17 protein-coding genes and 1 pseudogene are annotated in these 25,899 nt (G+C 67.8%); 8 read left to right on the top strand and 10 right to left on the bottom strand.

Annotation, left to right across the window (positions count from 1 at the left end):
* Positions 1-28 precede the first annotated feature (28 nt).
* Positions 29-730 carry a deoxyribonuclease V gene (gene nfi, locus CV1CTNOD_RS11055; RefSeq protein WP_131786025.1) on the bottom strand — a complete coding sequence of 234 codons (702 nt, stop codon included), beginning with the start codon at positions 728-730 and terminating at the stop codon, positions 29-31.
* 130 nt (positions 731-860) lie between these two features.
* Between nfi and CV1CTNOD_RS11050 the strand changes: the two genes are divergently transcribed.
* The 3 genes from CV1CTNOD_RS11050 to CV1CTNOD_RS11040 are packed head-to-tail and all read left to right on the top strand — an operon-like array spanning position 861 to position 2,490.
* Positions 861-1,091, top strand: a complete 231-nt coding sequence (locus CV1CTNOD_RS11050; protein ID WP_207386347.1) for a hypothetical protein — start codon at positions 861-863, stop codon at positions 1,089-1,091.
* Positions 1,088-1,495: a hypothetical protein gene (locus tag CV1CTNOD_RS11045; protein WP_131786024.1), complete on the top strand. Its 408-nt coding sequence runs from the start codon at positions 1,088-1,090 to the stop codon at positions 1,493-1,495. The genes CV1CTNOD_RS11050 and CV1CTNOD_RS11045 overlap by 4 nt, the downstream gene beginning before the upstream one ends.
* Positions 1,492-2,490: a DUF6177 family protein gene (locus tag CV1CTNOD_RS11040; protein ID WP_131786023.1), complete on the top strand. Its 999-nt coding sequence runs from the start codon at positions 1,492-1,494 to the stop codon at positions 2,488-2,490. The genes CV1CTNOD_RS11045 and CV1CTNOD_RS11040 overlap by 4 nt, the downstream gene beginning before the upstream one ends.
* 234 nt (positions 2,491-2,724) lie before the next feature.
* Here the strand turns inward: CV1CTNOD_RS11040 and CV1CTNOD_RS27790 are convergent.
* The 6 genes and pseudogenes from CV1CTNOD_RS27790 to pglX all read right to left on the bottom strand — a co-directional run.
* A pseudogene (locus tag CV1CTNOD_RS27790) lies at positions 2,725-2,916 on the bottom strand (metalloregulator ArsR/SmtB family transcription factor); the annotation flags it as partial.
* Positions 2,898-5,081, bottom strand: coding sequence for a DEAD/DEAH box helicase (locus tag CV1CTNOD_RS11030; protein WP_131786022.1), 2,184 nt, complete (start codon positions 5,079-5,081; stop codon positions 2,898-2,900). The gene CV1CTNOD_RS11030 and the pseudogene CV1CTNOD_RS27790, both read right to left, overlap by 19 nt.
* A complete protein-coding gene (gene brxD, locus CV1CTNOD_RS11025; RefSeq protein ID WP_131786021.1) occupies positions 5,078-6,406 on the bottom strand; it encodes a BREX system ATP-binding protein BrxD in 1,329 nt (442 codons plus the stop codon). The genes CV1CTNOD_RS11030 and brxD overlap by 4 nt, the downstream gene beginning before the upstream one ends.
* 99 nt (positions 6,407-6,505) lie before the next feature.
* Positions 6,506-9,148: a BREX-2 system phosphatase PglZ gene (gene pglZ, locus CV1CTNOD_RS11020; protein WP_207386346.1), complete on the bottom strand. Its 2,643-nt coding sequence runs from the start codon at positions 9,146-9,148 to the stop codon at positions 6,506-6,508.
* The gene (locus tag CV1CTNOD_RS11015; protein WP_131786019.1) at positions 9,148-12,780 is read right to left on the bottom strand and encodes a phage resistance protein; all 3,633 of its coding nucleotides are present in this window, start codon (positions 12,778-12,780) and stop codon (positions 9,148-9,150) included. Before CV1CTNOD_RS11015 ends, pglZ begins: the two co-directional genes overlap by 1 nt.
* Positions 12,777-16,352, bottom strand: a complete 3,576-nt coding sequence (pglX, locus tag CV1CTNOD_RS11010; protein ID WP_131786018.1) for a BREX-2 system adenine-specific DNA-methyltransferase PglX — start codon at positions 16,350-16,352, stop codon at positions 12,777-12,779. The genes CV1CTNOD_RS11015 and pglX overlap by 4 nt, the downstream gene beginning before the upstream one ends.
* Positions 16,353-16,759: 407 nt before the next feature.
* On the opposite strand from pglX, the gene CV1CTNOD_RS11005 reads away from it, so the two are divergent.
* Both CV1CTNOD_RS11005 and CV1CTNOD_RS11000 read left to right on the top strand, forming a co-directional pair.
* Positions 16,760-18,064, top strand: a complete 1,305-nt coding sequence (locus CV1CTNOD_RS11005) for an AAA family ATPase (protein WP_131786017.1) — start codon at positions 16,760-16,762, stop codon at positions 18,062-18,064.
* Between the two features lie 77 nt (positions 18,065-18,141).
* Positions 18,142-18,669, top strand: a complete 528-nt coding sequence (locus CV1CTNOD_RS11000; protein WP_242606587.1) for an RloB family protein — start codon at positions 18,142-18,144, stop codon at positions 18,667-18,669.
* Positions 18,670-19,046: 377 nt separating this feature from the next.
* Here the strand turns inward: CV1CTNOD_RS11000 and CV1CTNOD_RS10995 are convergent, their stop codons facing one another.
* The gene (locus CV1CTNOD_RS10995) at positions 19,047-19,313 is read right to left on the bottom strand and encodes a YgiT-type zinc finger protein (RefSeq protein WP_131786015.1); all 267 of its coding nucleotides are present in this window, start codon (positions 19,311-19,313) and stop codon (positions 19,047-19,049) included.
* A gap of 75 nt (positions 19,314-19,388) precedes the next feature.
* Here CV1CTNOD_RS10995 and CV1CTNOD_RS10990 point away from each other — a divergent pair, with 75 nt between their 5' ends.
* Both CV1CTNOD_RS10990 and CV1CTNOD_RS10985 read left to right on the top strand, forming a co-directional pair.
* Positions 19,389-19,640: a ribbon-helix-helix protein, CopG family gene (locus CV1CTNOD_RS10990; protein ID WP_131786014.1), complete on the top strand. Its 252-nt coding sequence runs from the start codon at positions 19,389-19,391 to the stop codon at positions 19,638-19,640.
* Positions 19,640-20,020: a type II toxin-antitoxin system VapC family toxin gene (locus CV1CTNOD_RS10985; protein WP_131786013.1), complete on the top strand. Its 381-nt coding sequence runs from the start codon at positions 19,640-19,642 to the stop codon at positions 20,018-20,020. The genes CV1CTNOD_RS10990 and CV1CTNOD_RS10985 overlap by 1 nt, the downstream gene beginning before the upstream one ends.
* A 118-nt stretch (positions 20,021-20,138) precedes the next feature.
* Here the strand turns inward: CV1CTNOD_RS10985 and pglW are convergent, their stop codons facing one another.
* Entirely contained in the window at positions 20,139-24,326 is a 4,188-nt protein-coding gene (gene pglW / locus CV1CTNOD_RS10980; RefSeq protein WP_131786012.1) for a BREX system serine/threonine kinase PglW, read from the bottom strand.
* Between the two features lie 352 nt (positions 24,327-24,678).
* Positions 24,679-25,542: an SDR family NAD(P)-dependent oxidoreductase gene (locus CV1CTNOD_RS10975; RefSeq protein ID WP_131786011.1), complete on the bottom strand. Its 864-nt coding sequence runs from the start codon at positions 25,540-25,542 to the stop codon at positions 24,679-24,681.
* Between the two features lie 71 nt (positions 25,543-25,613).
* Here CV1CTNOD_RS10975 and CV1CTNOD_RS25675 point away from each other — a divergent pair, with 71 nt between their 5' ends.
* Positions 25,614-25,835 carry a hypothetical protein gene (locus tag CV1CTNOD_RS25675; RefSeq protein WP_207386345.1) on the top strand — a complete coding sequence of 74 codons (222 nt, stop codon included), beginning with the start codon at positions 25,614-25,616 and terminating at the stop codon, positions 25,833-25,835.
* Positions 25,836-25,899: the final 64 nt, after the last annotated feature.

Raw genomic sequence — 25,899 nt, 5'->3', positions numbered from 1 at the left:
CTAGGCGTCATGTGTATGGGTGTCGTCACTATCCGAGTACGCCACGCAGGGCGCGGCGGCTGGCATGGTCCGCGACGCGTGTGGTCTCTGGGAGTCGATAACGGGGAGTGAGAGCGAGAACGTGCCGGCAGGCACTATCGAGATCGATCCGGTGGCCCACCGAGACGAATACCTCCTTGACACCGGTGCGGGTGCGCAAGGCTCTGCCAATCGCCTCGCCGCCCTCCACCAGCGGCGACCAGCTACCGCGCTGCGGCCCAGGTGGATCGTAGTCGCCGATAAAGGCGGTCTTCGCGACGCCGATAGTTGGCAGCCCGGTAAGAATTCCGAGGTGGCAGGCGAGCCCGAACCGACGCGGGTGGGCCACACCGTAGCCGTCACAGACCACGAGATCGGGAGTGATCGTCGTCGGCAGCTGTTTCCACGCATCCAACAGGGGCGGCAGCTCACGAAACGCCAGCAGCCCTGGGACGTAGGGGAATTGTGCCCGCCCGATCGCGGTCGCCTCGGCCACCGCCGAGAGTGTGTGCACGTCGAGCACGACAACCGCACCAGCCACCATGTCCGAGTCGGTGTCATAGGCCACGTCCACACCGGCCACTGTCACCACCCGCGCCGGCCCCGGCCCGGACAGGTCAACCTGCCCTCGCAGCCGATCCTGAACCGCCTCGGCTTCCGCCACCGTCGCCGGCCACCGTTCCGAATCGGTGATGGTGTCCGCGCTCGTCATCCTTGTCCCGTCAGGCCAGCGGGCTACCGTCCTCAGCCCACCGTTTCTCGGCTAGAACCATACTGTGGTCGTATAGTTTTTCAGTCTCCAGTTGACCGTTGGCATACCACGTCCGCCCTACGCCTTCGTGATGACCCGCCGGGTCGCCGGTGCGGCCCGCGGCCTCTACGAGCCGTTCACCCTCGGCCTGCGGGAGTCCGGTGTCGTCGGCCTGGTGATGTCCGGGGATCGCGGCGAGGGGTATCTCTTCACCGGTGTACGGGCGTCAAGCATGCCACCGGGCCGCGGACTCCTGGTCCGGCCCGGCATACCGGCACGGACAATCCAGACAGCCCTGGCAGCGGAGGGAAGCAGGCAATGACCGTCGACGTGATCGCGCTCTGCCGCGCCAGACCCGACATCGAGGCATCGGTCACCGCACTGGTCGCCGCCAGTCCGCATCTGCGAGTCGTACCGGTCTCCCATGGCGCAGTCATGCAGCTCGCCGACGATGACGGCCGGCCGCTCGTGTCCATCGAAAGTCCTGTACTCGTCCAGGTCCCAGGCGAAGCCCAACGACTGCTCGGGCCCGAAGTAAGCATGGTCGACGCTCCGTTGTGGTGGGTGGAGGCACGCGCCACATCAGCCCGAGAAGGAACCGAGGACATCGCACGGCGATTCGCTCACCAACTGGTCTGCCTCCTCGGCGGCGTCGTATGGCCGATCCGGGACGAAGGGCCTGAAAAACCTGAAAGTCCCGCAACCATCAACGGAGTGATGCCGTGAGTCACCCCGCCATCGATGTCCTCACCGGTCAGGCCGCTGTCGCGCTACAGGAACGTCCGGTGGTTGGCTTGTCGTCCTGGCTCGCCGACGCGGCCGCGCTGTGTCTGCGAACCGAACACGACCTTCAAGTCGTCACACCGCCGAGCAGCCGCATCACCTTCCCGTTGGAGACCGTCCTCGGTGGCCACGGCGCCCGCTGGGTAATCCGCTCCGACAACGGCTCCCAGTACTACGACGGACTTCGAGGAGAAGCGCTGTACTGGGACGGCGGCAGCTTCCAACCAACTAGCCGGCTCGCCGCGAGCCCGTCCCTAGCTGCGGATACCCCGGCGGGCACCATCCGGCTTGACCTGAGTGTCGTACACAAAGCCTCCCCCTCAACCGTTCTCGGCGAAACCACGGAGGAGTGTTTCGTCCGGTTGGCCGGGCACGCCCCGGCCGGATGTGGTGGTGCCGAACCCGTCACCCAGCAGTGGGACCGCAACGAGCTCACCCGATTCTGCCGGGACCGCGCGCCCAGACCCACCGCTCTCGTCGTGGTCGGAGGCAAGCCATCCCGTCCCGCTGTAGGCATGCTGGAAATACAACGAACCGCGGCGGGTGTGCATGAACGCCTCCGCCTTGCGGTGGGGAGCATCTCCCAGCCGGACACCGAAGCCATCGACGGTCTTGCCGAATACCTCGCCGACCGGTACACCGTGCGAACCCTCACCGTCGGGCTGCGACCGGGCCGGTCCGACTGCACCGTCGAACCCCGCTATGCCGGTCACCCCATCCCCTACGGCCTGCTCGTCGGGCCCGAAGGCATCGCCGAACGCGGTCTTGAACACGCCCGAACGGCACCCGCTCCACACGTTCTTCTCACCGGCCCCGCGAACCGCCCCTCATGCTGGATACGGATCGTGGGCGGCGAGGGCGCCCAGGCTGATCCGGGGAAGGTACTGGCCGACACCCTGGCCCACTTCGGCCTCGTGGAGCATCTGAGGGTCTGGTGACGGTCCGGAACCTCCACGAGCCGCGGCCGGAGATCTCGCCCCGACAGGTCCTGCTCGCGGACGGGACGCATGGGACCGGGGGCCATGTCCCAGCGTCCCGTGGCGCAGACGCCGGGGGCCGGGGGCCGATGGCAGGCCACGCCGGCCTGCGGCCACTCGCGGACTTCGTGACGCGAACGGCCATGCGATGATGCGGGGACTCGGGGCATCGGATCCCCGTAGCCGCCGAAGATTGCGTCGCGGCGTCAGCCGGCCTGCAGCTGCGTTCTGCAGCACCTTGAGGTGCCGGGAGATCGTCGGCTGGGACGCGTCGAACGGCGCGGCGAGCTCGCCGACCGTTGCGTCGCCCTCTCTCAGCCGCGTCAGGATCGCGCGTCGGGCCGGATCCGCGGGCGCGCCGAACGCGACTACACGAGCATCATCGATGCCCCACCTGCAACATCATGGATGGCGGCTCGCAGGGACGCCTGTACGGCTGCCGGATCGGCGAGGCGTTCGGCAAGGGTCTCCCGGGCGAGTTCGCCCGGCACCGCCGCGGAGAACTTGAGCCCTTCCACCGCGTCGTCATCGATGGCCGGGCGGGCGAAGACAAGTTCCCCGGATCGCCGGTCGATCGTCTTGCGGATGTCCGCGGCCGTGACATGCGACCGAAGCCGCACGCGGAGATCCCCGACCGCGGCGTCCGGATCCACCAGTTCACCGAGACCGGCGGCCAGGGCGGAGTTGGCCGCGAACCCGGCGAAGGTCCACCACACCGGTCCCTTGGCTGCGTCCCGGACGAGATACGTGCGCTCCCCCGGCTCGTCGCTGACGAATGAATATTTCTCCCGTAGCTCGTCGAGTGCGTCAGCAGCTCGGCGAGATATCGTGATGTCTGCTGTCTGCCCGGCAAGCACGTCGTGGTGGGCGCGGGCCAAGGCGTGGGGCATGGCACGGCCGTCGCTGTTCCAACGTGAGCGCCCGCGGTGCTCGCTCGGCTCCACCCAGACCCGCTTTTTCCGCCAGTCGACGTGATCGACCTTCCAGGCCCGGCCCCCGAGCAGGACGACCCGCGGCCCGTCCTCTGGTCGGGCTGCGAGCGCGATGGGCGGCAGGTGGCCGAGTGTGCCGCGCCCCCAGACGACCTGCAGCATCGGTTCGCTGGTGAACGTCGACGTCAGATCGAGAAAGAAGCGTCGCCCGAATTCCGCCTCCGCGCGGGGGCCGATGGATACCAGCCCGCCGGAGTCGATGACGAACTCGGACGCGGCCAGATGCGCCAGCACATCCTGCGCCCCCGGGATGTCTGCGAGCGCGCCGAGCCATTCCCAGATGTCGCGGCGTACGAGCTGGCCTTCTTGGAGGATGAGTCCGAGGATCTGCTGGGCGACGATGTGGCGCGGCAGCGTCGGTGGAATGACAGGTTCGACGTATCCGCGTTGCCACAGCAGCGTGAGCGCCGCGGCGAGCCAGAGCGAGTTCTGCGATGTCGCCAGGAACAGGGTGTTCCTCCGGGCTTCGGCGCGACGGCCGGTCCGTCCGAGACGCTGGAGAAATGAGGCCACCGTTGCCGGGGCGCCGATCTGGATGACCCGGTCCAGGTCACCGACGTCGATCCCGAGTTCGAGAGTGGACGTGGCCACGATGACGCAGTTGGTCGAGGTCGCGAAGGCGGTCTCGGCCTGACGTCGTTCGTCCCTGGACAGCGACGAATGGGACACGTGAACCCGAACGCCGAGCTCACGCAGCGCGACAGTCAGCTCCTCGGCCTGGCTTCGGGAGTCGCAGAAGACCAGCCTCTTCTCGCCCTGGTGCAACCGGGCGATGACCAGTGCGGCGTTGCCGACCGAGCCCACGTAGTCGAGCCCGACCTCGGGAGCGGTTGTCCCAGCGCCGACCGCCTCCACAGCGGTCGTCTCCGCACCGATCGCCCGGCCCGACGGTGCGCTCGTATCATCAGCAGGCTTGACGACTGTGCGTGGCCGGGTTGATCCGTTCGCGAGCCAGTCGAGCAGCGCGTCCGGGTTTCCGACGGTCGCGGACAGGCCCACCCGCTGGATGGGCCGGCCGACGAGCCGGGTGAGCCGCGCCAGCACCCCGAGCAGGTGCCAGCCACGGTCGTCGCCGGCGAACGCGTGTACCTCGTCGACAACGACGACACGCAGGTCGGCGAAAATCCATCGATGATCGACCCGGGCCGAGAGGAGCATCGCCTCAATCGACTCGGGCGTGGTCAGCAGCACCTCGGGTGGATCAGCGGCCAGCCGACGCTTCACCGAGTCAGGTACGTCGCCATGCCATACTGCGGCCTGCCGGCCGAGCCATCCGCACATCGCGGACAGCCGTGGTTCGAGATTGTTGAGCAGGGCCCGCAGCGGACAGATGTACAGTACGGACAGCCCACGCCAGCTCTCTCCGGCCATCCGGGACAGCAGTGGCAGCATCGCAGCCTCCGTCTTGCCACCCGCGGTGGGCGCGAGAAGCAGCGCGTCATGGCCTGCGATCATCGGCCGGATCGCCGCTTCCTGCAACGACCGCAACGCAGGCCATCGCAGGCTGTTCACGACGTGATACTGGACAGCCGGATCCAGATCGGCGAAGGCGCTGTTCACAGCCGCAGGTCGATGTCGTCAACGGACGTCGCCGGCGGCGGCTGCGGTGGTGTGGGCATGGCCGCCCGTTCGGCGTCGGTGAGCTCGCCGGCGGCCAGCCGTACGACGTAGTCGCGACGCGGGTCGAAGGCCGGGAACTGGTCCACCCGGTCCAGCACATCGACGAGCTTCTTGACGAAGATGCGCGGTGCGACCCCGACTCGCCCGCCGAACTGACCGGCCACGGTGTCGGCAAGCGCGACGATGTAGCCCTCGTCCACTGCCGCGGCGATTCGCCGCGGCTCGGCGCAGCCGGCACTGTACAGCTCCCGGATCCTGCCGCCCAGCTCCACCAACGATGCCTGGGTGAAGCCGGGGAGCCGTAGTTGCACCGCCCGCGGGTTGTCGTACGCCGGATCCGGCAGGAAGTCGACATGCAGCCGCTGCGCGAGGGGCGCGAGCCGCTGGGCCCCCTGCGGCCCGTCGAAGAACGCCGGAGTTCCAGTGATCACGAGCATGAGTCCGGGGAACCGTCCCGCGTCCACGTCGTCAATGAGCTGACGCAGCGCGTTGAGGGCCTTGTCACGCACGTCACCGCGCACCCGCTGCAGGGTCTCCACCTCGTCGAGGACGACGACGAGCCCGGTGTGCCCGCTGTCGGTGAGGACCGCGAGGAGCCCCTGCAGGAAGCCCAGCGCCCCGTCATGGTCGAGGTCGCCGCGTACTCCGGCGGCCCGCTTCACCGACGCGGCCACGTGCGGCTGCCCGCCCAGCCAGGCGATCAGGCCCTCCGCGACCGCTGTCTCGCCCACGGCCACCGCCCGCCGGTAGGCGCGCAGGGCGGCCGAGAAGGACGGGGCGACACGCCCGACAACGGCCAGCCGCTGCTCCAACAGATCCTCGACTCCCCGCGCCAGTTCGTCCTCGCCGACCTCGCCCCCGGCAAGTACGTCCTCCTCCAGCGCGAAGATCCAGGAGTCGACGACCGGACGTAACGCGCTGGGCCCGAACTCGGCCGTCGAGAGCCGTTCAGCGAGCCGCCGGTAGACGGTTTCGAGCCGGTGCAGCGGCGTCTCGTTCTCGGAGATCTGGATCTCGGCAGTAGCGAAGCCGCGCCACTTGCCCTGTTCCGCGAGCCACCGGGTGAAGAATGTCTTCCCCGCGCCGTACTCGCCGCGAACCGCCCTGAACGTCGCCTGCCCGCGCGCGAGCCGGTCGAAATCCTCACTGACTGCCGAGGAGAACCGGTCGAGGCCGACGGCCAGCACGTCGAGGCCCTGTTGCGGCACCGTGCCCCGGCGAAGCGCGTCAACCACCTCCTGGCGGCGCTGCTCGGAGATGGTCACGAGACGGCGTCCAAAGCGAGCATCGCAGTGAGCGCCAGCGAGCGAGGAGCGCAGCGGAGGACGGCGTCGGGGTACATGGTCACGAGACGGCGTCCGAAATCACGCCAGGCCGGCCTGGGTCTTCAACAGAGCCGCATTGAGCCGCACGGTATCTCCGTCGATTCTCAGCACCTCATAGCCGTCGATGTTGAGTATCCGCTGCGCAGCCGCGATATGGCTGCCGACACGTGCCTCGGGCACGTCGAGCGCGCGGGCCACCGCCGCCCGGGTGGCGGCACCGCCGCGTTGGTCGAGCGTCCGCAGCAGTGCCACGAGCCGGTCCGCGGGCATGGTCCCGCGGCGCATCCGTGCCAGCCGCGCGACCATCACGTCAGTGTCGAGCACCCGCTCGACCCACGTGTCCACGACCACCTCGGAGGCGTCGAACAGCGCGGGGGCGGACGGCTCCGCCGGCACTGCACGTGCGGCGGGCTTGCCCCTTCGGGGGGACGGCTTCGGTGTGCGGGCCGCAGCCGGGGCGGAGGCGGCCTCCACCCACCAGGCAGGCGCGGCATGATGGACGGGCGTCCAACCGGGCAGCCCGAGTTCGGCACGGCAAAGAAGCGCGAGCGGGATCACGACCTCCTGGGCGCTTGCGCCGCCGTGGTAGCCGTTGCGGATGTCGGTGTAACGCAGCCGCTCGTTCCAGGCGGCGACGATCCGGCTGTTGCCCAGCAGCACGCGCGGGCCGGTCAGCTCGACCTCGTCCTCCCCGGGGGGCTGCGCCGACGACCGCCACCGGGCTCCGCCGCTGTCGTCGGAGGACAGCCGGGAACCGCGCTCGTGAACGTGCCCGTGGTCGCTGGCCAGGAGGACGACGCGGTCGGATTCGTGGGCGACGGTCAGCAGGTCAAGGAGGCGATCCACCGAGTCGGCCGTCCACGGCGTGCGCCCCCCCTTGTCGAGGGCGTCATCGACGGTGTTGACCACGACCCCCACCACTGCAGTGCCACTCCGGATCGCGTCGGCGACCTTCGGCGCGAGGGCGTCGCCGGCACCGGCCGTGGTGAGGTCGCTCTTGTGGAACAGCGGCCAGCCCCGCTCGTCGAAGGCGGCGCGTTCGTGGGTCCGGGTGCCGTCGGTGAGCCGCCCGCACAGCAGGCTGGTCCGCGAGACCCGTGTGACCGACGGCAGCGCCGCGAGCACCGGCCGAGCCGGAGCGAGCGTGTGCTCGACCCAGCCACGCGACGACAGGTCCGCGAGCAGTTCCCGCGCCACGCCCGTGGACAGGCCGTCGAGCACGAGCAGCAGCACCCGCAGTTCCCCCGACAGGGGCAGCACGACCTCGCCGAGCACGTCCTCGACCGGCAGCAGCTCCCTCAGCGTGGAACCGGTACGGACATGGTCGGCAAGCAGACGGGCGAACCGCTGCTCGTGTTCAGCGCGTACCGCGTCGACCGCCGCGCACAGCGCCCGGTACGCCGCCGCGACCGCCGGATCGACGTCGCCCTCCCACACCCGGGCGCGGGCCACGTCCACCCACGCGTCCTCGCATTGCTGGCGACGGGCCGCTTCGGCGAGACTTGCCGCGGGTGGCTGCCCGCTGGCCTGCCGGTAGGCCAGCCAGCGGAGCAACCGGATTGCCATCTCGACCCGGCGCACCCGTTCGCCATGGTCGACCGCGAGCGCGTGCGCCTTCAGCCGCGCGGACTCCCCCTCCGCCGGCGCGAGATCGTCGGTGTACAGCCGCCGCTTGCGCAGCAACGCCGTGACCTGCGATCCGACACTGCGCACCCGCTGAGCGAGACCCGACTCCAGGACCGTGCTCGGGTACGCGAGATCGCCGGCGCCCTGCTCGGTCAGCAGCTCCTCGGCGCGCCGCAGCACCGTCCCGGCGACGACCCTGCCGTCCTGGGTGAGGAGCCGCTGCACCAGGCCTTCGGCTGCCCGTCCCCATTCCGTGGCGGTCGCCGCGTCCAGGGCTCCGCCGACCGCCCGCGTCTCCAGCATGGTGCGTGGCACCTGCGCAGCCTCGCATACGTCGGAATGGGTCAACGCGGCGAGCACCAGCCCGACGGCGACGGTGTCCGGGCCGTACCCGCCGGCGAAGCAGCGCAGGACGGCGCGGGCCACGTCCGCGTGACCGCCGCGTCCCGCAAGCCACGCGGTGAGTCCGTCGCGGATCGCCGGATCCAGCGCGCACCACCGGACGAGGTGGGCGGGGTCGATGCTCCACTGGAGCAGACCGGTGAGGTCGAGGTCGAGGCGGCTGAGCCCGACCCGGGTCTCGGCCAGCACGCTCAGCGCGCTCGCCCGGTCGAGGTAGCCGCTGGGCACCGCCGGGTACCCGTCCACCGGGGGTACCGCGAGCAGCGCGTCGACCGCCCACTGCTCCTCGACGAGCGCGGGGTCGATGTCGCGTGCCCGAAACAGGCTGGCGAGCTGCTGCCAGCGGTCGAGCGGGAGCACCTTCTGCCCGACGAAACGGGCGGTGATGCTCGCCCCCAGCTCGCTGGTCTCCTGGTCGGTGAGCAGGACCAGAACATCGCCGGGCGCCAGGTCGGCGACCCGCGCGAGCTCATCCCGGATCGCGAGCGTGGACACGCAGGGCCGAACGACCATCGCGCGACCGGTGGACACGTCCAACCGCTCGTCATGCGGCCACACCGGGGTAGCTGCCAGCGCGATCACCTGTGCCTCCGCATTCCGGCGCAGGACCTCGGACACCTTGGCGCGTACCAGCACCGGCGTGGCCAGCACCATCACTCCACGACCTTCCAGGTGACACGGACTCGCCTGCCCTGCGCGGCAAGCGCGGAAAGGACACTCGCCATGTCCGTCACCGATGCCCGGTCGACGACGCGGTCTCCCTCCTCGGCGACCTTCATCGGTGGGAGCGGAGGCGTTGGATCCCTGACCCTGGTCGCTTCCAGCAGCAGCCGGCGGGCTTCCCGGTCGGCCTTACCGAGCACCGGCTGCAGGTGTTTGGCCCATTCGTTGGCCACCCAGACGCCGGCGAGCTCGTCCGCCACCACCTTCGCCTCCGCGCTCTGCGGATGCCCAGGTCCCCAGCTGGTGACGGTGGCGAAGATGTCCCAGTCCACTCGGCGGACGGCGGCGACGAGATCGGTGGCGGTGCTCAGGCTCCGGCCCATGTGCAGCGGGACCCCGGCCAGGTCGAAGGCAGCGAGTGCGTCGATGAGTGCCACGTTGTCGGTGGCCGCCGCCAGCTCCTCGCCCAGCCGTACGACACCTTCCGCGATCCGCACGCGCTCGGTCGCGCCCGCATCGACGTTTCCGCGTAACACCGCCGGACCCTTGTCGACCAGAGCGGAGTACAGCGCCCGCGCCACCGAGGTCCGATCCGCGACGGCACGCCGGACGCGTTCAGCGAGCAGACCGACGTTGCGCGCGGTACACAGCTCGGTGATGTCGGCGACCGCGAAGATGGCGTGGGCCCGGTCGCGGGCCTCCAGCCAGGTCGCCCCGTCGGGCAGTGGCTCCTCGGCGACCCTTGCGTCCGCGGGCAGCGGCTGCAGGGCGCTGACGTCGATCGGCTGGCCGAGAACGATGCTGCGGTTGGTCTGTTCGGCGAAGACGAGCAGGACGAGATCCGCGATCTCCTGGGGCAGACCCATCCCCCGCGGCTCGTCGAGCCACAGCCGCAGGTCCCTGACAGTGACCGGCTTCCCGGCCGCCTCAGCCTCGACGATCCTGCGACCGAGGTGCTGCTCCCAGTGGTGACCAAGTACGAAGTACTGGTCGTGCTGCTCGCCGAGTCGCAGCGGGTTCGCGACCTTCTTCATGAGTGGCCGTTCACCGGGCTCCACCATGATTCGGTGTTCCGGATGTTCGATCGCCCGGCGGACCTGGGCATGAACCTTCCGCAGATCGGCCTGGCGGACCTCGGCGGGGAAATGCGGGTGAGCAGGATGTTCCCAGCTCAACAGTTGGTCGAGGAGGTTCTCGAACGCCTGCCGCAGCCCGGCGCCGGCAGGCACCTTGGGCGTGAACCCGGGTTCGAGGCTGACGAACATGTCGATCCCACCATGTGCGGTGTCGACCAGCGTCTCGTCCGGTGTGACGACGCCGTAGGCCTGCAGCAGGGCGTTGGACAGCCGGCTGCGCAACTGGTCGCGTAGCGCGGCCATCTGCTGCTTGGCTATGGCCTTGTCGTTGTCCGAAAGATGCCCGGCAAGCTGGTCGAAGCTCGGCCCGAGGGCGTACTGCAGGCGCACGTAACGGCCGAGGTCCCGCTCGACGTGCGCGGTGAAGTGACGCGGCACCCAGCAGATGGTGCGCGCGGGCCGCACCCCACGCAGGCGACCCGCCCGGTCCAGATCCTCTACCGGAGAGTGACCCTCCTCGTCGAACGGGAAGCCGAAGGCGACCCGCCAGCCGCCGTGGGTGGGTACGAACATGCTGTCGCCGAGGTCACCGGGATCACGGATGGTGCCGTAGACGAGTTCGACGCCGCGCCTGGTACCCCGCCAGATCGTGGTGTACGTGGTGACCCTGTCGAGCGTGACCTCCTTGGACGCGCCAAGTGCCTCGAACACCAACGTCCGTGCCGCCTGCCGGCGAGTGCCGTCCGAATCAGCGCCCTTGGCGTTGTCCAGGACGCCCTCGATGTCGATGCCGTCCAGGCGTACCGAGATCAGCGGGCTCGCGTCGTCACCGGTGAGCTGCACCGTGCCGAGCCGGGCCGCCCACTGGCGGACCACCTGGAGTACGGCGCCGGTCTCCTGGCCGGGCACCATGGAACGGATGTAGCCGTGGTTCAGCGCGACGATCTTGCGGGCGGTGAGGTCCCGCATCGAGGAGACCTCGGGCATGAGCGCGGCGAGCACCAGGGTCTTCGCGATGCGGTCGTCGCGGTGCACGGCATGGGTCGGTGGCACCGTGCCCACGGCTTCCTCGACAAGCCCGTGGCTTTCCAGGATGAGCCGGCGGATCTCCGCATACACCTTCTGCGCGTTGCGCCACAGCGCTCCCAGCTCACCGCTGATCGGCTCGTCGTTCGCGACGAGCACGTCGAACAGGTCCGAGACCGGGACGAGCTGCCCGAGCGCGAGGGTGTTCCGCTGGTCGACGAGCAGTTGCTGCATGACCCGCAGCGCGGTGCGTTCCCGCTGCAGCGCGCCGGAGAGCGCGACCAGCGTCTCCACGAACGCCGGGCTGAACGGGTACGTCAGCCGGAACGCCTGCCGGTCGGCGTGCGCGGTCATGAGCGCGGACCGGATGTCCTGACGTACCTGGTCCATCGCGGTGAACGCGGTGTCGATCTGCGCGCGGGCCTCGGCGCTCCTGGGCTTCAGCAGCCGCTTCGAGGCGATGACCGGCAGGTTGTTGTCGGACAGCTTGACCGAACCGAACCGGCCTTCCCACCACTTGAGGCTGTCCGCGAATGCCAGATGATCGGTGCCGGGCAGGTTGGTGCCGACGAGTTCGCGCAGGTCGCGCTGCCGGGCGACGAAGCTGACGATCGGCACCGGCCGGTCCGCGTTGGCCGACTCGACGAGTTTCGCCACCTTGGGCGCCTCGTTCGCCACCCACGCGTGGTCGGCCATCTTCGTCGCGAACCACAGGATCAGCTCGTCGAGGAACAGCACGAGCGCGTCGTAGCCGAGGCTCGCCGCGTGCTGACTGATCGCGGCCAGCCCGTCATCGATGTTCACATAACCGGTACCGGCGCTACGGGCCAGGTCGGCGAACCCCGTCAGGGCCTGTTGCAGCGCGGTGACCAGATCCTTCCGATCGGTCGAGTCCGGACCCGCTCTGAGGGCCGCTTCGAACTGCCCGGCGTCCCATGTGCGGGCCAGGTCGCCCCATCCTTTGTCTTTGTCGCTCCCGTCCTTGCCGAGCAGCCCGAAGAACGCGTCGCCGCCGAGCCTGGCGCGCAGCGCGATCGCGGTATTGATGAGTGGTGTATCGATCAGGACGTCCGGCATGGGCGCGTCAGGATGCAGCTTCTGGACGTGGGCGACGTAGCCGCCGAGGACGGCCTCCTCCAGCGTCTGCCGGCCGACAAGGTGGTACGGCACGAGGAGGAACCGCTTGCCGATCACGTCGCCGTCGAACTTGCCGACCGCCGGGGCGAGCTCACCTATCCCGCGGGCACCGGGATGGTTCGCCAGCAGCGCGCTCAGCACAGCCATGAAATGGCTCTTGCCCGACCCGAACGAGCCGTCGAGATAGGCGGCCTTGCTGCTGCGGTCGGTCAGGGCACCCTTGATGATTCCAAGCGCTTCACCGAACCGGATGGCAAGCTCGGGCGTGACGATGTAATCGCGCAGGGTGCGCTCTATGTGGGTGACGCCCTGGGCCAGATCGAGGACGAAGTCCCCGGAGTGCACGGTCTCGGGGACGTCGATGAGTTCGGAGATCAGGGTCATGTCTTCGCCGGCTTCGTCGTCTTCTTCTTCGTCGTCCGGGCCGGCGGGCGCCAGCCGGTGAGGTCATCGCGGGCAAGGCCCAACTGGAGCAACTGCTCGTCGAGAAAGCCGGTGTATGCGTCGGCAGGCCGGACGCCGAACTCGGGATCGATATCCGGATGCCACTGCGCGACCCAGGGCAGCAGTTCGCCCAGCCCCGCCAGCAACGGAGTGAGCTTACCGGCATCCCAGGCGTCGAACTCACGCCGCTCGGTCACGTACGTGGTGAGCGCCTGCGCCTGCTGCAAATGGTCCCACCCGGCCCAGCCGAGCAGCAGCGTGCCGTCCCGGGAGGCGTCCGGGAAGGAGATGAACCGCTCCTTGGGCACGTCCAGCTTGCCCCGGTTACGCCAGAACGCCGTGTCCCGGAAGTCACCCTGCTTGTACTTCGGCGGTACGTCGATCTCGCCGACCTTCTCCCGCGCGTCCTCTCTGCGCTGCAGATCCCAGGTGCGTTCCCACTGTTTGCGGACGCGCAGCCCCGAATCGGTGTAGCGCCAGGTGGCGAGGAACGGCACATGCTGGTCCTTGACCAGCGCGCCCACCACGTCGCCGAGGTCGACGTCCCGGGAATAGAGGCCCGCCACCGCCACGAAGTCGGTGTCCGACCGCAGCTCGTCGGCGAGCTGAGCGACGGTACGCAACGTCGGAGCCGGGCGATGCCACAGCGCGTGCCCTTCGATCCGGTCGAGCAGCCAGTCCCGAAGCGTGTCGGCCTCTATCTCCTCCCACGACCGTGTCGCCCAGCGCCGCTTGCACTCCGGCCGCTCGATCAGGTGCAGGTACGGATCATCGGCGATCTTCCGCAACCGCCGCTCGACCAGCGCCCGGTAGTCCGCGGGCCAGCGCTCAGGCAGTTCGGTGATCGGCGTCGATCCGTGCCGCGCGAACCAGACTGTCTCGGCCTCACCGGCCGCCATCTTCCGCGCCAGCGCGATCTCGAAGGCCCGCTCCCCGAGCTTCAGCGGCGGTTTCGTGATGCCCTGGCCGATCAGCTCGCCGGCGTCGTCCCTGAGAAGCTCGTAGAGTCCGTAGACCTCCCAGTCCAGCTCCTCCTGCACCGAGATCATCTCGCCCCGGATCCGCTCCCACTCGCCATGTGCCCGGTCCAGGCCGTCCCGCGTCGGCACGCTCTCTCGGGCCACTGCGGAAGGCTCCACTCGCTGCATTTCCTGGGCCAACCTGTCCAACCGGGTGGCAAGATCATGCGGTGCGCCGTCCGGCAACGGGAACTCCTGCAGTTTGGTACCGGTGAACTCGTAGAATCTTTCCCACTCGTCATGCATGAAGCCGCCAGTTCCCGACTGGCTGCCCTTGTCATGGCAGACCTGCTTGAGCCAGAAACACGCCGTCGACGAGTTGAGCAACCCGAGTAGCCGCAGATGCTCCTCCTCCGACACCCCCTCCGGTAGCTTGATCACCGGCGCCGAACGGTTACCGACCTGACCGCTACGATCATAAACGAAATGGTTATGAGTGGCGACGAATGCGTAGGTCAGGTTGCGAGGATCCGTCAGGCGTTCATGCGCGACTTGATGCCATTCAAACCAAGAGCGACCTTCCTCGAAGTAGGTCAGCTTCGAGAATGTTGCCCGATTTCCCATCGTCGTACGACAAGGCCAAAGCCGTCGAGCCGTCCGGGAGCCAAATTCAAGAATAGGTTTTTTGTCACGATACGGAAAGATTGCCACAGCCATGGCGCTGATCGCGAAGTCACGGACACTCTCCCCGACTGCGACCGAACGGATCCAGTCATCTTCAATGCCCACACGGCGGTACACCGCTTCTGAGGCAAAGAAGGCGTCGTCAGCATTGGTCTGACCAATATAGCCGATGGCCGAAGTGTAAGAACTTAGTCGGCTTTCTGACTCGTTCAGTACGGCAAGCAGCTCCGCAGCCCCTCCACCACCAAGTGCCCATGGATGTCGCGAGAGCGTCTCCCGAGAAAAGTCGGTGATCGAAACGAATTCGGTCTCTGTGCCGGGACTGTCTATATTCTCGATGATCGAAGACCATACGAGCCCCTTCGACGGGTCAACAGGAGCGCCCGGTTCACCGCGAATACCAAGCGCCGCGCGAACATTTGAGCGCACCGGATGGCGTTTGCGTCCACCCATGATTACAGTTGGCGTACCATGGCCGGGGATGTAGGCACCACTAGTATCAATGACCAGCGCGAGATCGACCTTTGTGAGGAACTTTTCGACGAGCTTTTTGCCGAACTCACGCTTCATGAACGAGTTGGCGGTGATCTGGCCCGTGAATCCACCTTCGATAGCCAGATCAAAGAACCGTTGCGCGAACGGCACCGATAGTGCGTACAAGCCCGAGCAGGCGTCCCACAGGTCGCGGTAGACGCGGTTGAGCACGGCATCCTTGACCGTGATGTACGGGGGGTTGCCCACCACCGCGGGGTAACGCTGACCGAGGATGTCCTCCAGATCCCGGGCGTCCTCGTACTCGTAGACGAACTCGCCTTCGCCGGCCGACCCGGCGAGCACGTGTTCGGTGAAACCTTCCAGCGTCTCCTGGCCGTGGCGGACGCCGAAGCGCAGAGAGTCGCCGATCGCGATCCGGATGCGCCAGGTCGGGGCGTCGGCGAGCCGGGTGATGCGGCAGGCGGTCAGGGCTGCGATAACGAGGCGGAACCGGGCGATCGCCGCCGCGTACGGGTTGATGTCGACCCCGTGCACCTGGCCGAGCGCACGCTCGACGTGGACTCTGACATCGATGCCGTATTCCTGCTCCTGCCAGCGGCCGACCAGACGGTGGAACGCGCCGAGCAGGAAGTGGCCCGAACCGCAGGTCGGGTCGATGAGCCGGACCTCGGCGAGGCCGTACTCGTTGATCGCCGGGTCAAGGGTGCGGTCGAGGATGAACTCCTCGACGAACTCGGGCGTCTGCAGGAGTGCGTAGTCCTTACGCACCTGTTCGGACAGGTCCTGGTACAGGTCGCCAAGGAACCGGGTCGACAGTGTGTCGTCGCGGAAGTCGCGGACGAGCGCACCGCTGTCCGGGTCGATCCGGCGCCAGAAGTCGAGCAGCCCGGTGGCCGCGTCCGGGGACATCTCCACCAGATGCAGCGGGTTGTGCCGGTCGACCAGCGTCCGCGTCGCGTCATACTGTTCCAGCCGGGCGATCGCCGCCCGCAGGTATTCCAGGTCGGAGTCGGCCGGGTGCTCCCGGAAGTAGTGGGCCTGCCGTTCCCGCGCCTCAGCGAGCCGGTCGTCCTGGCCGGGGGCCACGGGCCCCGCGAGCATCGGGTGCTCCAACAGCCGGTTGTCCTCGCAGAACCGGGTGAAGACGCAGGCCAGCACCCAGCCGACGGCCACCTGGGTGAGCTGCTGGCCGCGCCACGTCTCGTACGTGACGCCGGTGCGCCGGCCGGCCTTCGCCTCGCCGTACCGCTTGCGCAGCCGCGCGTCGATCTCCCCGCCGGCTTCCGGGGCGGCTTCCGCCCGCGCGAGCAGGTCGGCTTCCAACCCGCGTACCTGCTTCTGCAGGTCGGCCAGCAGGCGTTTGGCCTCGATCACGCTGCTCCCCCCTCGGCAAGCCGAGACTCGTACCTGACAACCTGCCGATTGAACACCACACCGGCGAACAGTCGGTCGGGCACCACCCGCGTGATCTCATTTCAGCCGCGAGCCGCTTCCGTGGTCGTCCCCGGCTCGGCTGTCACCCTCCGCCGGTTGCCGGTACGACGGGCGGGGCGAACTGCGGGACAACGACGTCGAGCTCATGTCTGAGCGTCTGTCCGGACCGGCGGCGGAGCTCACGCGCTGTCCGTCGTACATCGTTGGGAAGCTTGCGCCCGGATCCGAGTCGGCGATGGTAGCCGCCAGACAGGGAGAACTGTATGATCAAGAGTAGTTACGAACGTAAGATGGGCGAAGCCCGCCGAAAATCGGCCTGAAACTGCAGCCAGGAGGGGTTTCCGGAGATGCTTCTGCGCTTCAGAGTGGCCAACCATCGGTCAATTCGTGATGAAGCGGAACTATCACTCGTTTCGTCCTCATTGCAGACAATAAACCCGCGGGACGGCGATTGGGCCGGTGCCACAACGCGAGTAACTGCGATCTATGGGGCCAATGCGGCGGGAAAGTCAAACCTATTGGATGCAGTCGATTTCGCAGTCGATGCAGTTCGCCATTCCGCCACAACATGGGCCGAGAACAAGAGCTTTCCGTTCCGACCGTTTCGACTGACAGACGCAGATAATAGGTCACCTTCATTCTACGAACTCTCAGTTGTCGTAGATGATATCCGTTACGATTACGGGTTCAGGTGCACCGCACAGGGGGTACACAACGAGTGGCTGTATAGCTATCCAGAGGGTCGACGGCGACAACTTTTTGTTCGGAACGGCCCCGGCAAGGATTCGATCTCATTCAGTCGAAACCTGCCCGGGGATAATGCTTTGACGGCCAGCCTGCTACGCCCCCGCAGCCTCTATCTTTCGGTCGCAGCCAATGCCAATCATGAGCTACTTCAGAGAATCCAGCATCGAATCGCATATCATATTCTGTATGCTAAATACAGCGAAATGGACCGCCTGGCCAGGCTTCGCATGGTCATGGAGGCCGTGGAAGACCCAGGCGCGCTGGAACAGGCGGTCGCCCTGCTTAAAATGGCGGACGTGGGCATCACGAACGTCGCGGTCAAGGATGACGAACTACCACGAGCCCTTCGATCACTCATCGAGCGAATACTTGATAACGGAGACGATGGAAAAGAACGGCATAGCCAGGAGGCGGTTCAGAACTTTACAAAGAATCTTTCCTTCCTTCACTCCGCCGCCAACGGTAAAGAATTCGAGCTTTCTCAGTCCGACGAAAGTAGTGGAACGCTGGCTTGGATAGCTCTGGCCGTGCCGGCTCTTCGCGCCTTCCGGCACAGAGACGTACTACTTGTGGATGAACTGGATGCGAGTATCCACCCTTATCTTGCATCGGCGCTTGTTGAGATGTTCAAGAATCCGGCCATAAATTCTACTGGAGCGCAGATAATATTCACCACACACGACGTCGCCTTTATGAATCCATCATTTCCTGCTTCTCTCAAACCCGATGAAGTCTGGTTTACCGAGAAGAAGAGCGACGGGGCAACTGAGCTCTATTCCTTGGCGGAATATCCAACACGGCGGACGGAGAACTTCTCCAAGCGATACTTGGACGGCCGCTACGGTGCTGTTCCGTTGGTTGATCTCGATGCCCTTGTCGGAGTTCTGCACCAGGACAAGGCATGAGTTCGGGGGGACGACCCGGGAAATCTGACCTTCGACGCAAACGGGGCACGCGGACAGAGCGCCCTAAGATCTTGATCGTGACTGAAGGCGAGCGCACAGAGCCCGACTATTTCAAGGGTTTAGCACGGGCAGTGCGAGCAACGGGAGTTCGCGTCGTCAAGGCAAAGATTGTAGGGTCCGGCAGCGATCCCGAGACCGTGGTCCGACAGGCGCTGAGCCATCGGGAACGCGAAGAAGAGCTGGACGCGTGCTGGTGTGTCGTAGATGTCGACTCTCATGCAACGCTTGACAAGGCGATTGCCCTCGCATTTTCCGAGAAAATAGCGCTCGCAATAAGTAATCCTTGTTTCGAGGTATGGCTGATCTGGCATTACGCCGATCTTTCAGCCCATGTGCGCGGAGATCAGCTGCGCCAGATTCTCCGCGGATACGGTTTTCGAGATAAAACGTTACCGAAGAACTTTCCGTTCGGCAACTACAGAGAAGCTTGTCGACGGGCGGAGCGGACTGCCGCGGATTTGGCTCCGGGGGCACGTGGCCCAAATCCGTCCAGTTCGGTTGGCGCACTTGTCATCTATTTGGTAGAGGAAACCGGAAAACCGTAAGCGAAATACTGAGACCTTGAAATATCCGGAAACCGGCCTGCTCGATTCCGGACATGACGCGCACTTGAAGATGTGATCATTGACAAGATCGATTTGGTCGGCGATGTTGTTTCGGAGCAGGTCGGCCAGCAGGCGCTTGGCCTCGACCACGCTGCTCCCCCTCGGCAAGCCGGGACTCGTACCCGACAACCCGCCGATTGAACACCACCCCGATGATCGGGGTATCAGGCACCACCCGCGTGATCTCACATCAGGCCCAGGCTGCGAGTACTGCCCGCCAGGCATCTCTCCGGAACGCCGGAAGAGAGCTGGCAGCTGGCAAGTCGAGAAATAACGGCCTCGGCCTTCAAGGGCCTCCACCACCGCAAGATTGATGGTCAGGCCGCGGCAACCGTCTCGGTGTAGGGCCGGATCGCGACCGTATCAGCGGCCACCATCTCACGGAACATGGCGTCGAGTCGGCGCGCCACTGGACCGTCAAGCCAGGTCATGCCGCAGGACGGGCACTCTTCGACCGGAACGTCCGTCACGACAGCCACCCGGCTGTCCCTCTGAAGGACCTTCGGCTTCCGAGCGGGACGAATCTCACCATTGTCGCAGGCGTCACAACGCACTATCGCCTCCTTCGAAGATCGGCCGACCATTCAGCCGGGTATGGCTTGAGTGTGCTGTGACTGCGCAGCTTCGGCATGCCGGGCCAGATGATGTAGGCTTACATCATGGCGCATCGTACCCAGATCACACTGGCCGACGAGCAGTACGAGCGGCTGCGGGCCGAATCGCGGCGCAGCGGGCTCGGCCTCGCCGAGCTCGTGCGCCGCGCAGTGGATCGCATGTACGGCTCGACCCGCCCAGAGGAAACAGTCCACGCGCTCGACGCCAGCTTCGGGAGCTGGACGGACCGCACGGACGACGGAGCGAGCTACGTCGAAGGGTTGCGGCACGGGATGGCTCGCCGCCTCGCCGGCTGATGGCGATCGTCGTCGACACATCGGTGCTCATCGACCATCTCCGTGGCGATCAGGGCGCTCGCGACGCGCTGCGGAAGGCCGCGGGGGCCGGAGAGCGTCTTGCCGCGTCGGTTCTGACGAAGGTCGAGATACTCGCGGGGATGCGTGCGAGCGAGGAGCGTGTGACACGTCGGCTCCTGGACACCCTCGACCTGATCGGGGTCGACGACGCCATAGCCGAACGCGCTGGCATACTTGCCAACCACTACCTGCGCTCCCATCCTGGCGTCGACCCTGTCGACTACGTCATCGCCGCGACGGCACAGCATCTGGACGCCGAGCTGTGGACACGCAACCTCAAACATTTCCCCATGTTTCCCGGACTCTCGGCGCCGTACTGAGACGCACCGGTGGAGATCGACCAATGCTGGCCGGAGCTCCCCACGGTCCGTGGCCTCGGGGTCGAAGATTGAGATGGTAAGGGGCCCAGGTGCCTTGGCGGTGGGGACCATCGCCGGGTCACGCCGCTCCGCCTTCGGCGAGCCGGGACTCGTGCCTGGCGATCCACTCCTCGGGTAGCGACAGCCACTGGTTGCCGAACTGGGGTACCGGGGCGCCGCCGTCGAGCAGCGGCTGCTTCTCGGTGTCGGCCCAGGGTACGAGCACCCACGCCGTGCGCACCGCCGCATCGGCGGTGGCCGTCCGCACCGATTCGCGTAGCTCGTCCAACAAGGCCAGCGAGCCGTCGTACCGTACGAGCACACCGGCGTTCACGAGCAGGACGGCCGGCCCCGCCGCCTCGATCGACGCACGTACTGTGGCCATGCCGGCCTGCGTGACCTTCGACAGGTTGGCCCATTCACGGGACGTTCGCTCGGCAGCGTCGGCCTCCAGCACACGGGACCACGCCACCCGGTGTCGCTCGCAGAAGTCACGCATCCCCGCCAGAAGGGCGCCCTCGACGTCGACCACGGTCACATCCTGGGCGGCCAGGCAGCGCTCGGCGCGGGCGAGCCTGCGTGGCGGCATCGAGAGTACAAGCCACCCGCCGTCCGCGAGCGAGCGGGCAAGCCGGTCGTCCGCGGCCAGCACCCGGTCCTCGAGGCGCCGCCAACCGGCCCTCGTCATGGTGACCGTGCCGCCGGTGCCGCGACGCGGCGTGGTGCTGCGATAGGTCAGCAGCGATGTCAGACCGTGGGCCTCCACCCGGCGCGCGAGGTACTGCTGGGCCTCGTCGTCCCAGCGCAGCGGCACGCCGGCCGCCTCGAGCAGGGTGTCGAGCTCGGGCCGGCCGGGCAGGGCAGCGGCGTACGGGAAACGGGCTGCGACCCGCTCGGCCACCTGCTCGGGCGTGAGCCCCGTGCTCCCGTAGAGCGCACCGGCGGCCAGTCGCAACGTACGCCCCGCGTCCAGACCGCGCGGGTAGACCTCAAGGCGCGGCGTCACCGCCGCGGTCCGCGAGGCGATGACCGCAACCTCGACAAGCCGCTCAGGGAAGATCAACGATGGGTCGGTCTCGCCGGGTGCGGCAACGGCACGCAGCCGCTCGATGACCCGGGCCGGGACGGGAAGCGGATCCGTCGCGGCCAGCTCGTCGGCCGCGACGCCGAGCCGGGAGGCCCAGTCAAGCCGATCCGCCGTCGAGGGCGCGTCCCCGGCGTGCGAGGGACCGGCTGCGATGAGGATGCCGTGCAGTTCACGGCTGTAGACCAGCCGCGGATCCCCGCCGATGGCGCTGCCGTCGAGGTCACTGCCGTCAAAGTCACTGCCGTCGAGCGAGCCATCGGCCAGCTCGGCGTCGATGGCGGCCCGTACAACCGCCTCGGCAAGCCGGGACCGCAGCGGCTCCTCGACCGTGCTGCCCTGGAAGTCGAGTAGCGCCGCCGCGCAGTGACGAGCCGAAGCGACCCCGCCGACCGACTCGACAACCTCGACGATGGTATCCCGCAGGTCCCGCATCCCGTCGAGGGCGAGCCAGTGCTCCTCGAACCTCGCGACCGCGTCCCGTACCGTGCGCTGCTCCCGGCCGAGGGTCCTGGCCGCGTCACGCAGGCTCGTCCACGCGCTGCCGCCGTCCTCACCGAGCCCGAGCAGAGTCTCGGCAACAGCACGGTCAACCTCGTTCGGGACGAGCGCGGCGGCCACCCGGTCGAGCAATGTCGGCTCACTGGGCCGCTCCGCCGAGGACTCCGCCACCCGGGCAGCGAGCCGGTCAAGCTCCTCGCGTAGGCGATACCGCGTCTTGGTGCCGATGCCGGGCAGCCAGACGACCTGCGCCGGAGAAAGGTCGATGGCCCCGCCGACCGTGACGATGTCGAGCCGCTCCAACACCGCCAGCACCTGAGGGGACAGTCCAGCCGCGCCGATCGGGGTCGCACGACCGACCCGCTGAGTCGGCGCCTGGGACACCGCGGTAACCGGCTCGGTGAAAACGGTGTCCCAGGCGTGGCGCATCTCCTCCACGGTGTCGAACCGCTTCTTGGCATCCCGGTGCAGCGCCCGGCGGAAAAATCCCGCGAGACCAGGCGCATACGACCGGTCGAACAGCTCCGGATCGATCGTGGCGTCGGCATCGGTGAAACCCGGGTGCGCACCGCCGGCCCCGTACTCCGGTCGCCGCGCCGTGGCCATCTCGTACAACGTCACCGCGGTCGCGTACCGCTCGGCCGCCAGATCCCACAGCCTGCGCTCGCCGCGGCCGAGGAACGGGTCGAGATACGGCCGGGTGCCGGCGTCGATCGCGTCCAGCGGCTCCTTGGTCAGGGAGAAGTCGAACAGGACGAGCTGCCGCTTCTTGCCCTTACCGCCGCGCTCGGCCACCCCCAGGTTGTCGGGCTTGATGTCACGGTGGGCGACCCCGTACCGCTGCAGATGCTGGACGATCTCCAGCAGGTCATCGCCCCATTCCTGCAGCCACTCCGGCTGCAACCGGCCCCGCTCCCGCACCTCCTGGGCCAGCGTGCGGGTTCCGGCGAACGAGACCAGCAGCGCGCGGCGGGGGCCGACGTCGATGACACCGTCGCTGAGCAGCTCCACGACACCTGGGTGCTCGCCCAGGCTGGTAAGCGCGGCGGCCTCGGCGACGAGACGCGGGTCCTTGCCCCGGTCGAGCGACACCTTGAGCACCGCCCGCTCGCCGTCCCGATCCACGAGCAGGGCGAGCGCGGTGGAGCCGCGGCCCAGCCGCCCCACGACCGCGAACCCGCCTTCCAGCTCGGCCCCGGCCTCCGCTTCCAGCGGGTCGACGACGACCGGCGCTTCCTCCTCGACCGCGGCCAGCCGTTCCCGCACCAGGTCGAGGTCGAGCAGGAACCCGGCCATGTCCCGGGTCCGCTTGTCCGGGTCGGCGTCTGTCGCGGCGGCCACGAGCTCGTCGAGCGCCTCCGGGACAGCATCCACCTGCTGAGCCAGGGACAACCGGCCATGCTCGGCAAGTCGCTGGGTGAGCGCCCCGTACGTCGACGCCGGCGGCACTCCGGTGAACAGGTGGTAGGCGATCGCACCGACACCGAAGACGTCGAGGGTGACCCCGTTCGCCGTCCCCCAGCTCCACTCCGGCGCGAAGTAGGCGGTCGCGGCCTCGTCGGCCAGCCCGGCGTAGCTGCCGGTGGACGTCACCGACACCCCGGTCGTCGACTCCGAACCGCGCGATGCCGTCTGCCAGTCCGTGATCTGGAGGAAGAAGCCGTCCGGTGCGCGGCGTACCCAGACACACCGCGGGCTCAGCCCACGGTGGGTGAGCACCCGACGGTGGGCGTACGCCATCGTCTCGGCGATCCTGCGGAGCAGCGTGAGCCGGTCGTCGAAGGACAGCTCCCGTTCGTGCTCCCGCAGAAAGTGGTCGAGCCGCGTCAGGTCCGGGTCGTAACGGAAGACGACCGCCGGGCCGAGGTCATGCTCGACGAAGTCGACGGGTGTCGCGATACCGGGATGGTCAATGCCGCGCAGCGCCAGATACTCCCGCTCCGCGGCCCGCACCAGCTGGTCCCGCTGGTCGCGGGAGTCGACACCGCTCGCAAGGTAGATACGGACCCGGCGCGGCCGGTCCTCGGTGAAGCGGTGGTGGCGGGCCAGGAAGTCCTGCCAGCCAGGCCCATCGGCGAAGGCCGGCATCTCCAGCCGCAGGCTGCCCACCGTCCGGACGCGCTGGGACTGGCGGATCCCGGCCTGGTCGACCGCGCGGGCAAGAGCACCGCTCAGCTCCGCGTCCACCCTGCCCGGCTCGCGCACGTGGTCGAGGAAGCTCGGCAGCTCGGTCTGGTCGTGACGCCCGAAGACGTGCGCCCGGCCTTCAGGCGTGAGCCTCACATCCAGGCGAGCGTCGCTCAGGAAGACCGCGCCCTCGATCCACGGCACCCGGCGCCCACGCACAGCCTGCTGGGAGGCCAGCAACGACTTCAGCTTGCGTGCCTTACGAGCCGCTCCGACGACCGGGTTGTCGACGGGTGCACGGTGCGTCTGACGCCATGTGCCTGCGTCGCCCACGAGCACGCCGGACCACGACTTGATCTCCAGGATGACGATGCCGGCAGGGGTGATGAGCAGCAGGTCAACCTCGTTGACCGAACCGTCGGTGCCGAGAAACTCCGCGTTCGCCCAGGCCCGGAACGGATCCTTGTTCGGCAGCAGCGTCTTGAGATATCCCAGGGCCGCCCGCTCCCACGCGAACTCGGACGGCGTGCACTGCTGCCAGCGCCTATCGTCCATCCGAACCCCCCATAGATCACCGTGTATACAAATGTCTAAAGGTGTCTAAAGGTAGTGCACCCTGTGTTGCCGTCCGGCAACCGGGCAAACAGTGATCTTCACCTTCGGCTACCGGCCGCAGCACCACCGGGCTCGGCAGCGGGCCGCCGCCCGCAGGCCAGCGCCGCCGCCAGTCTCCCCAGCGGTGGATCCCGATCAGGGCACGCTGTTTCGAGGTTCGCCCGTGCCCGAGCCGGGGCTGTATCGCCGCCGGCAGGCATCCGCTCCCTCCCGCCCTCAGCCACTGTTCGCGCCATGATCCGAAGTCGACACGCTGTTGCGGGCAGCCACGCCGGGCCCCACGACGACCTGCTCAGGCGAGCGGGCTGGTGCCCGGCAGCGCACCGTCAAGGTCGACGATCTCCCGCCAGCGGTGCGCGACCTGGTCGATCGTCGGGACCTCCGGGAAGGTGACCCCCCTGGTCTGGAACTGCGCCACCCGGTGGACGTTGCCGCCGGCGGCCACCAGGACACTGCCGGTCTCGGTCGACTCGTCGGTGAGCAGGTAGCCGACGACCGGGGCGACGTGGGCAGGCGGCAGCTTCTCCAGCACCTCGGCAGAGGCGATGTCCTCGGTCATCCGGGTGGCGGCAAGCGGCGCGATCGCGTTGGCCAGGATGTTGTGCCTGCGGCCCTCGATCGCCAGCGTGCGGATCAGGCCGATCAGCCCGCTCTTGGCCGCTGCGTAGTTGGCCTGGCCGAAGTTGCCGTAGATGCCCGACGTCGAGGTCACGACCACGATGCGCCCGTGACGCTGGTCGCGCAGGTGCGGGAACGCCGGCCGGATCACGTGGAACGCACCGTCGAGATGCACCCGCAACACCGCGTCCCAGTCGGCCGCCGGCATCTTGTGGAACGTGCGGTCACGCAGGATGCCCGCGTTGGCGACGACGCCGTCGATACGGCCGAAGGTGTCGAGCGCGGTCTGCACGACAGCGGCGCCGCCCTCCCGGGTGGCCACGCTGTCGTAGTTGGCCACGGCCTCGCCACCGGTGTCGCGGATCTGCGCGACCACTGTGTCAGCGGCGGTGTTCCCCCGGCCGCTGCCGTCCCGCGCACCGCCGAGGTCGTTGACGATGACCTTCGCGCCCGACCGGGCCAGCAGCAGCGCGTACTCGCGGCCCAGACCGCCTCCGGCACCCGTCACCGCTATCACACGACCTTCGACTCCTGCCATGTCCTGCAACCTCTCTCGATGTTCTGGGGCGTCCTGGGGGTTGTCGTGCTCTCGATGCTCTGGGGATTGTCGTGGTTCCGGGGGCTGTCGTGGAACTGCCGCGGCCGGCGTCAGTGATCCGGGACACGCGGGCCTGGCGCCGCTACCAGCCGCTGGTCGTCGGCCTGCGCCGCCCGACGACAGCCTGCCAGGCCCTCCGCGCGTCCGCCGTACCGGACAGTTCGGCGACCGCCCTGGCCTCCTCGGGCAGCTGCACACCCGCCCCGCCCCGGTTGAGGAGGAGTGCGCTATAGTTCGCACAGGTTGTTCCTGCCGGGCCAGCCTCCGTCTTTCACCGGGGTCGGTGATGTGGGGGGC

The sequence above is a fragment of the Protofrankia symbiont of Coriaria ruscifolia genome, from assembly GCF_900634745.1.
GTDB lineage: Bacteria > Actinomycetota > Actinomycetes > Frankiales > Frankiaceae > Protofrankia > Protofrankia californiensis.
This window is presented reverse-complemented; position numbering and strand designations above follow the sequence as displayed.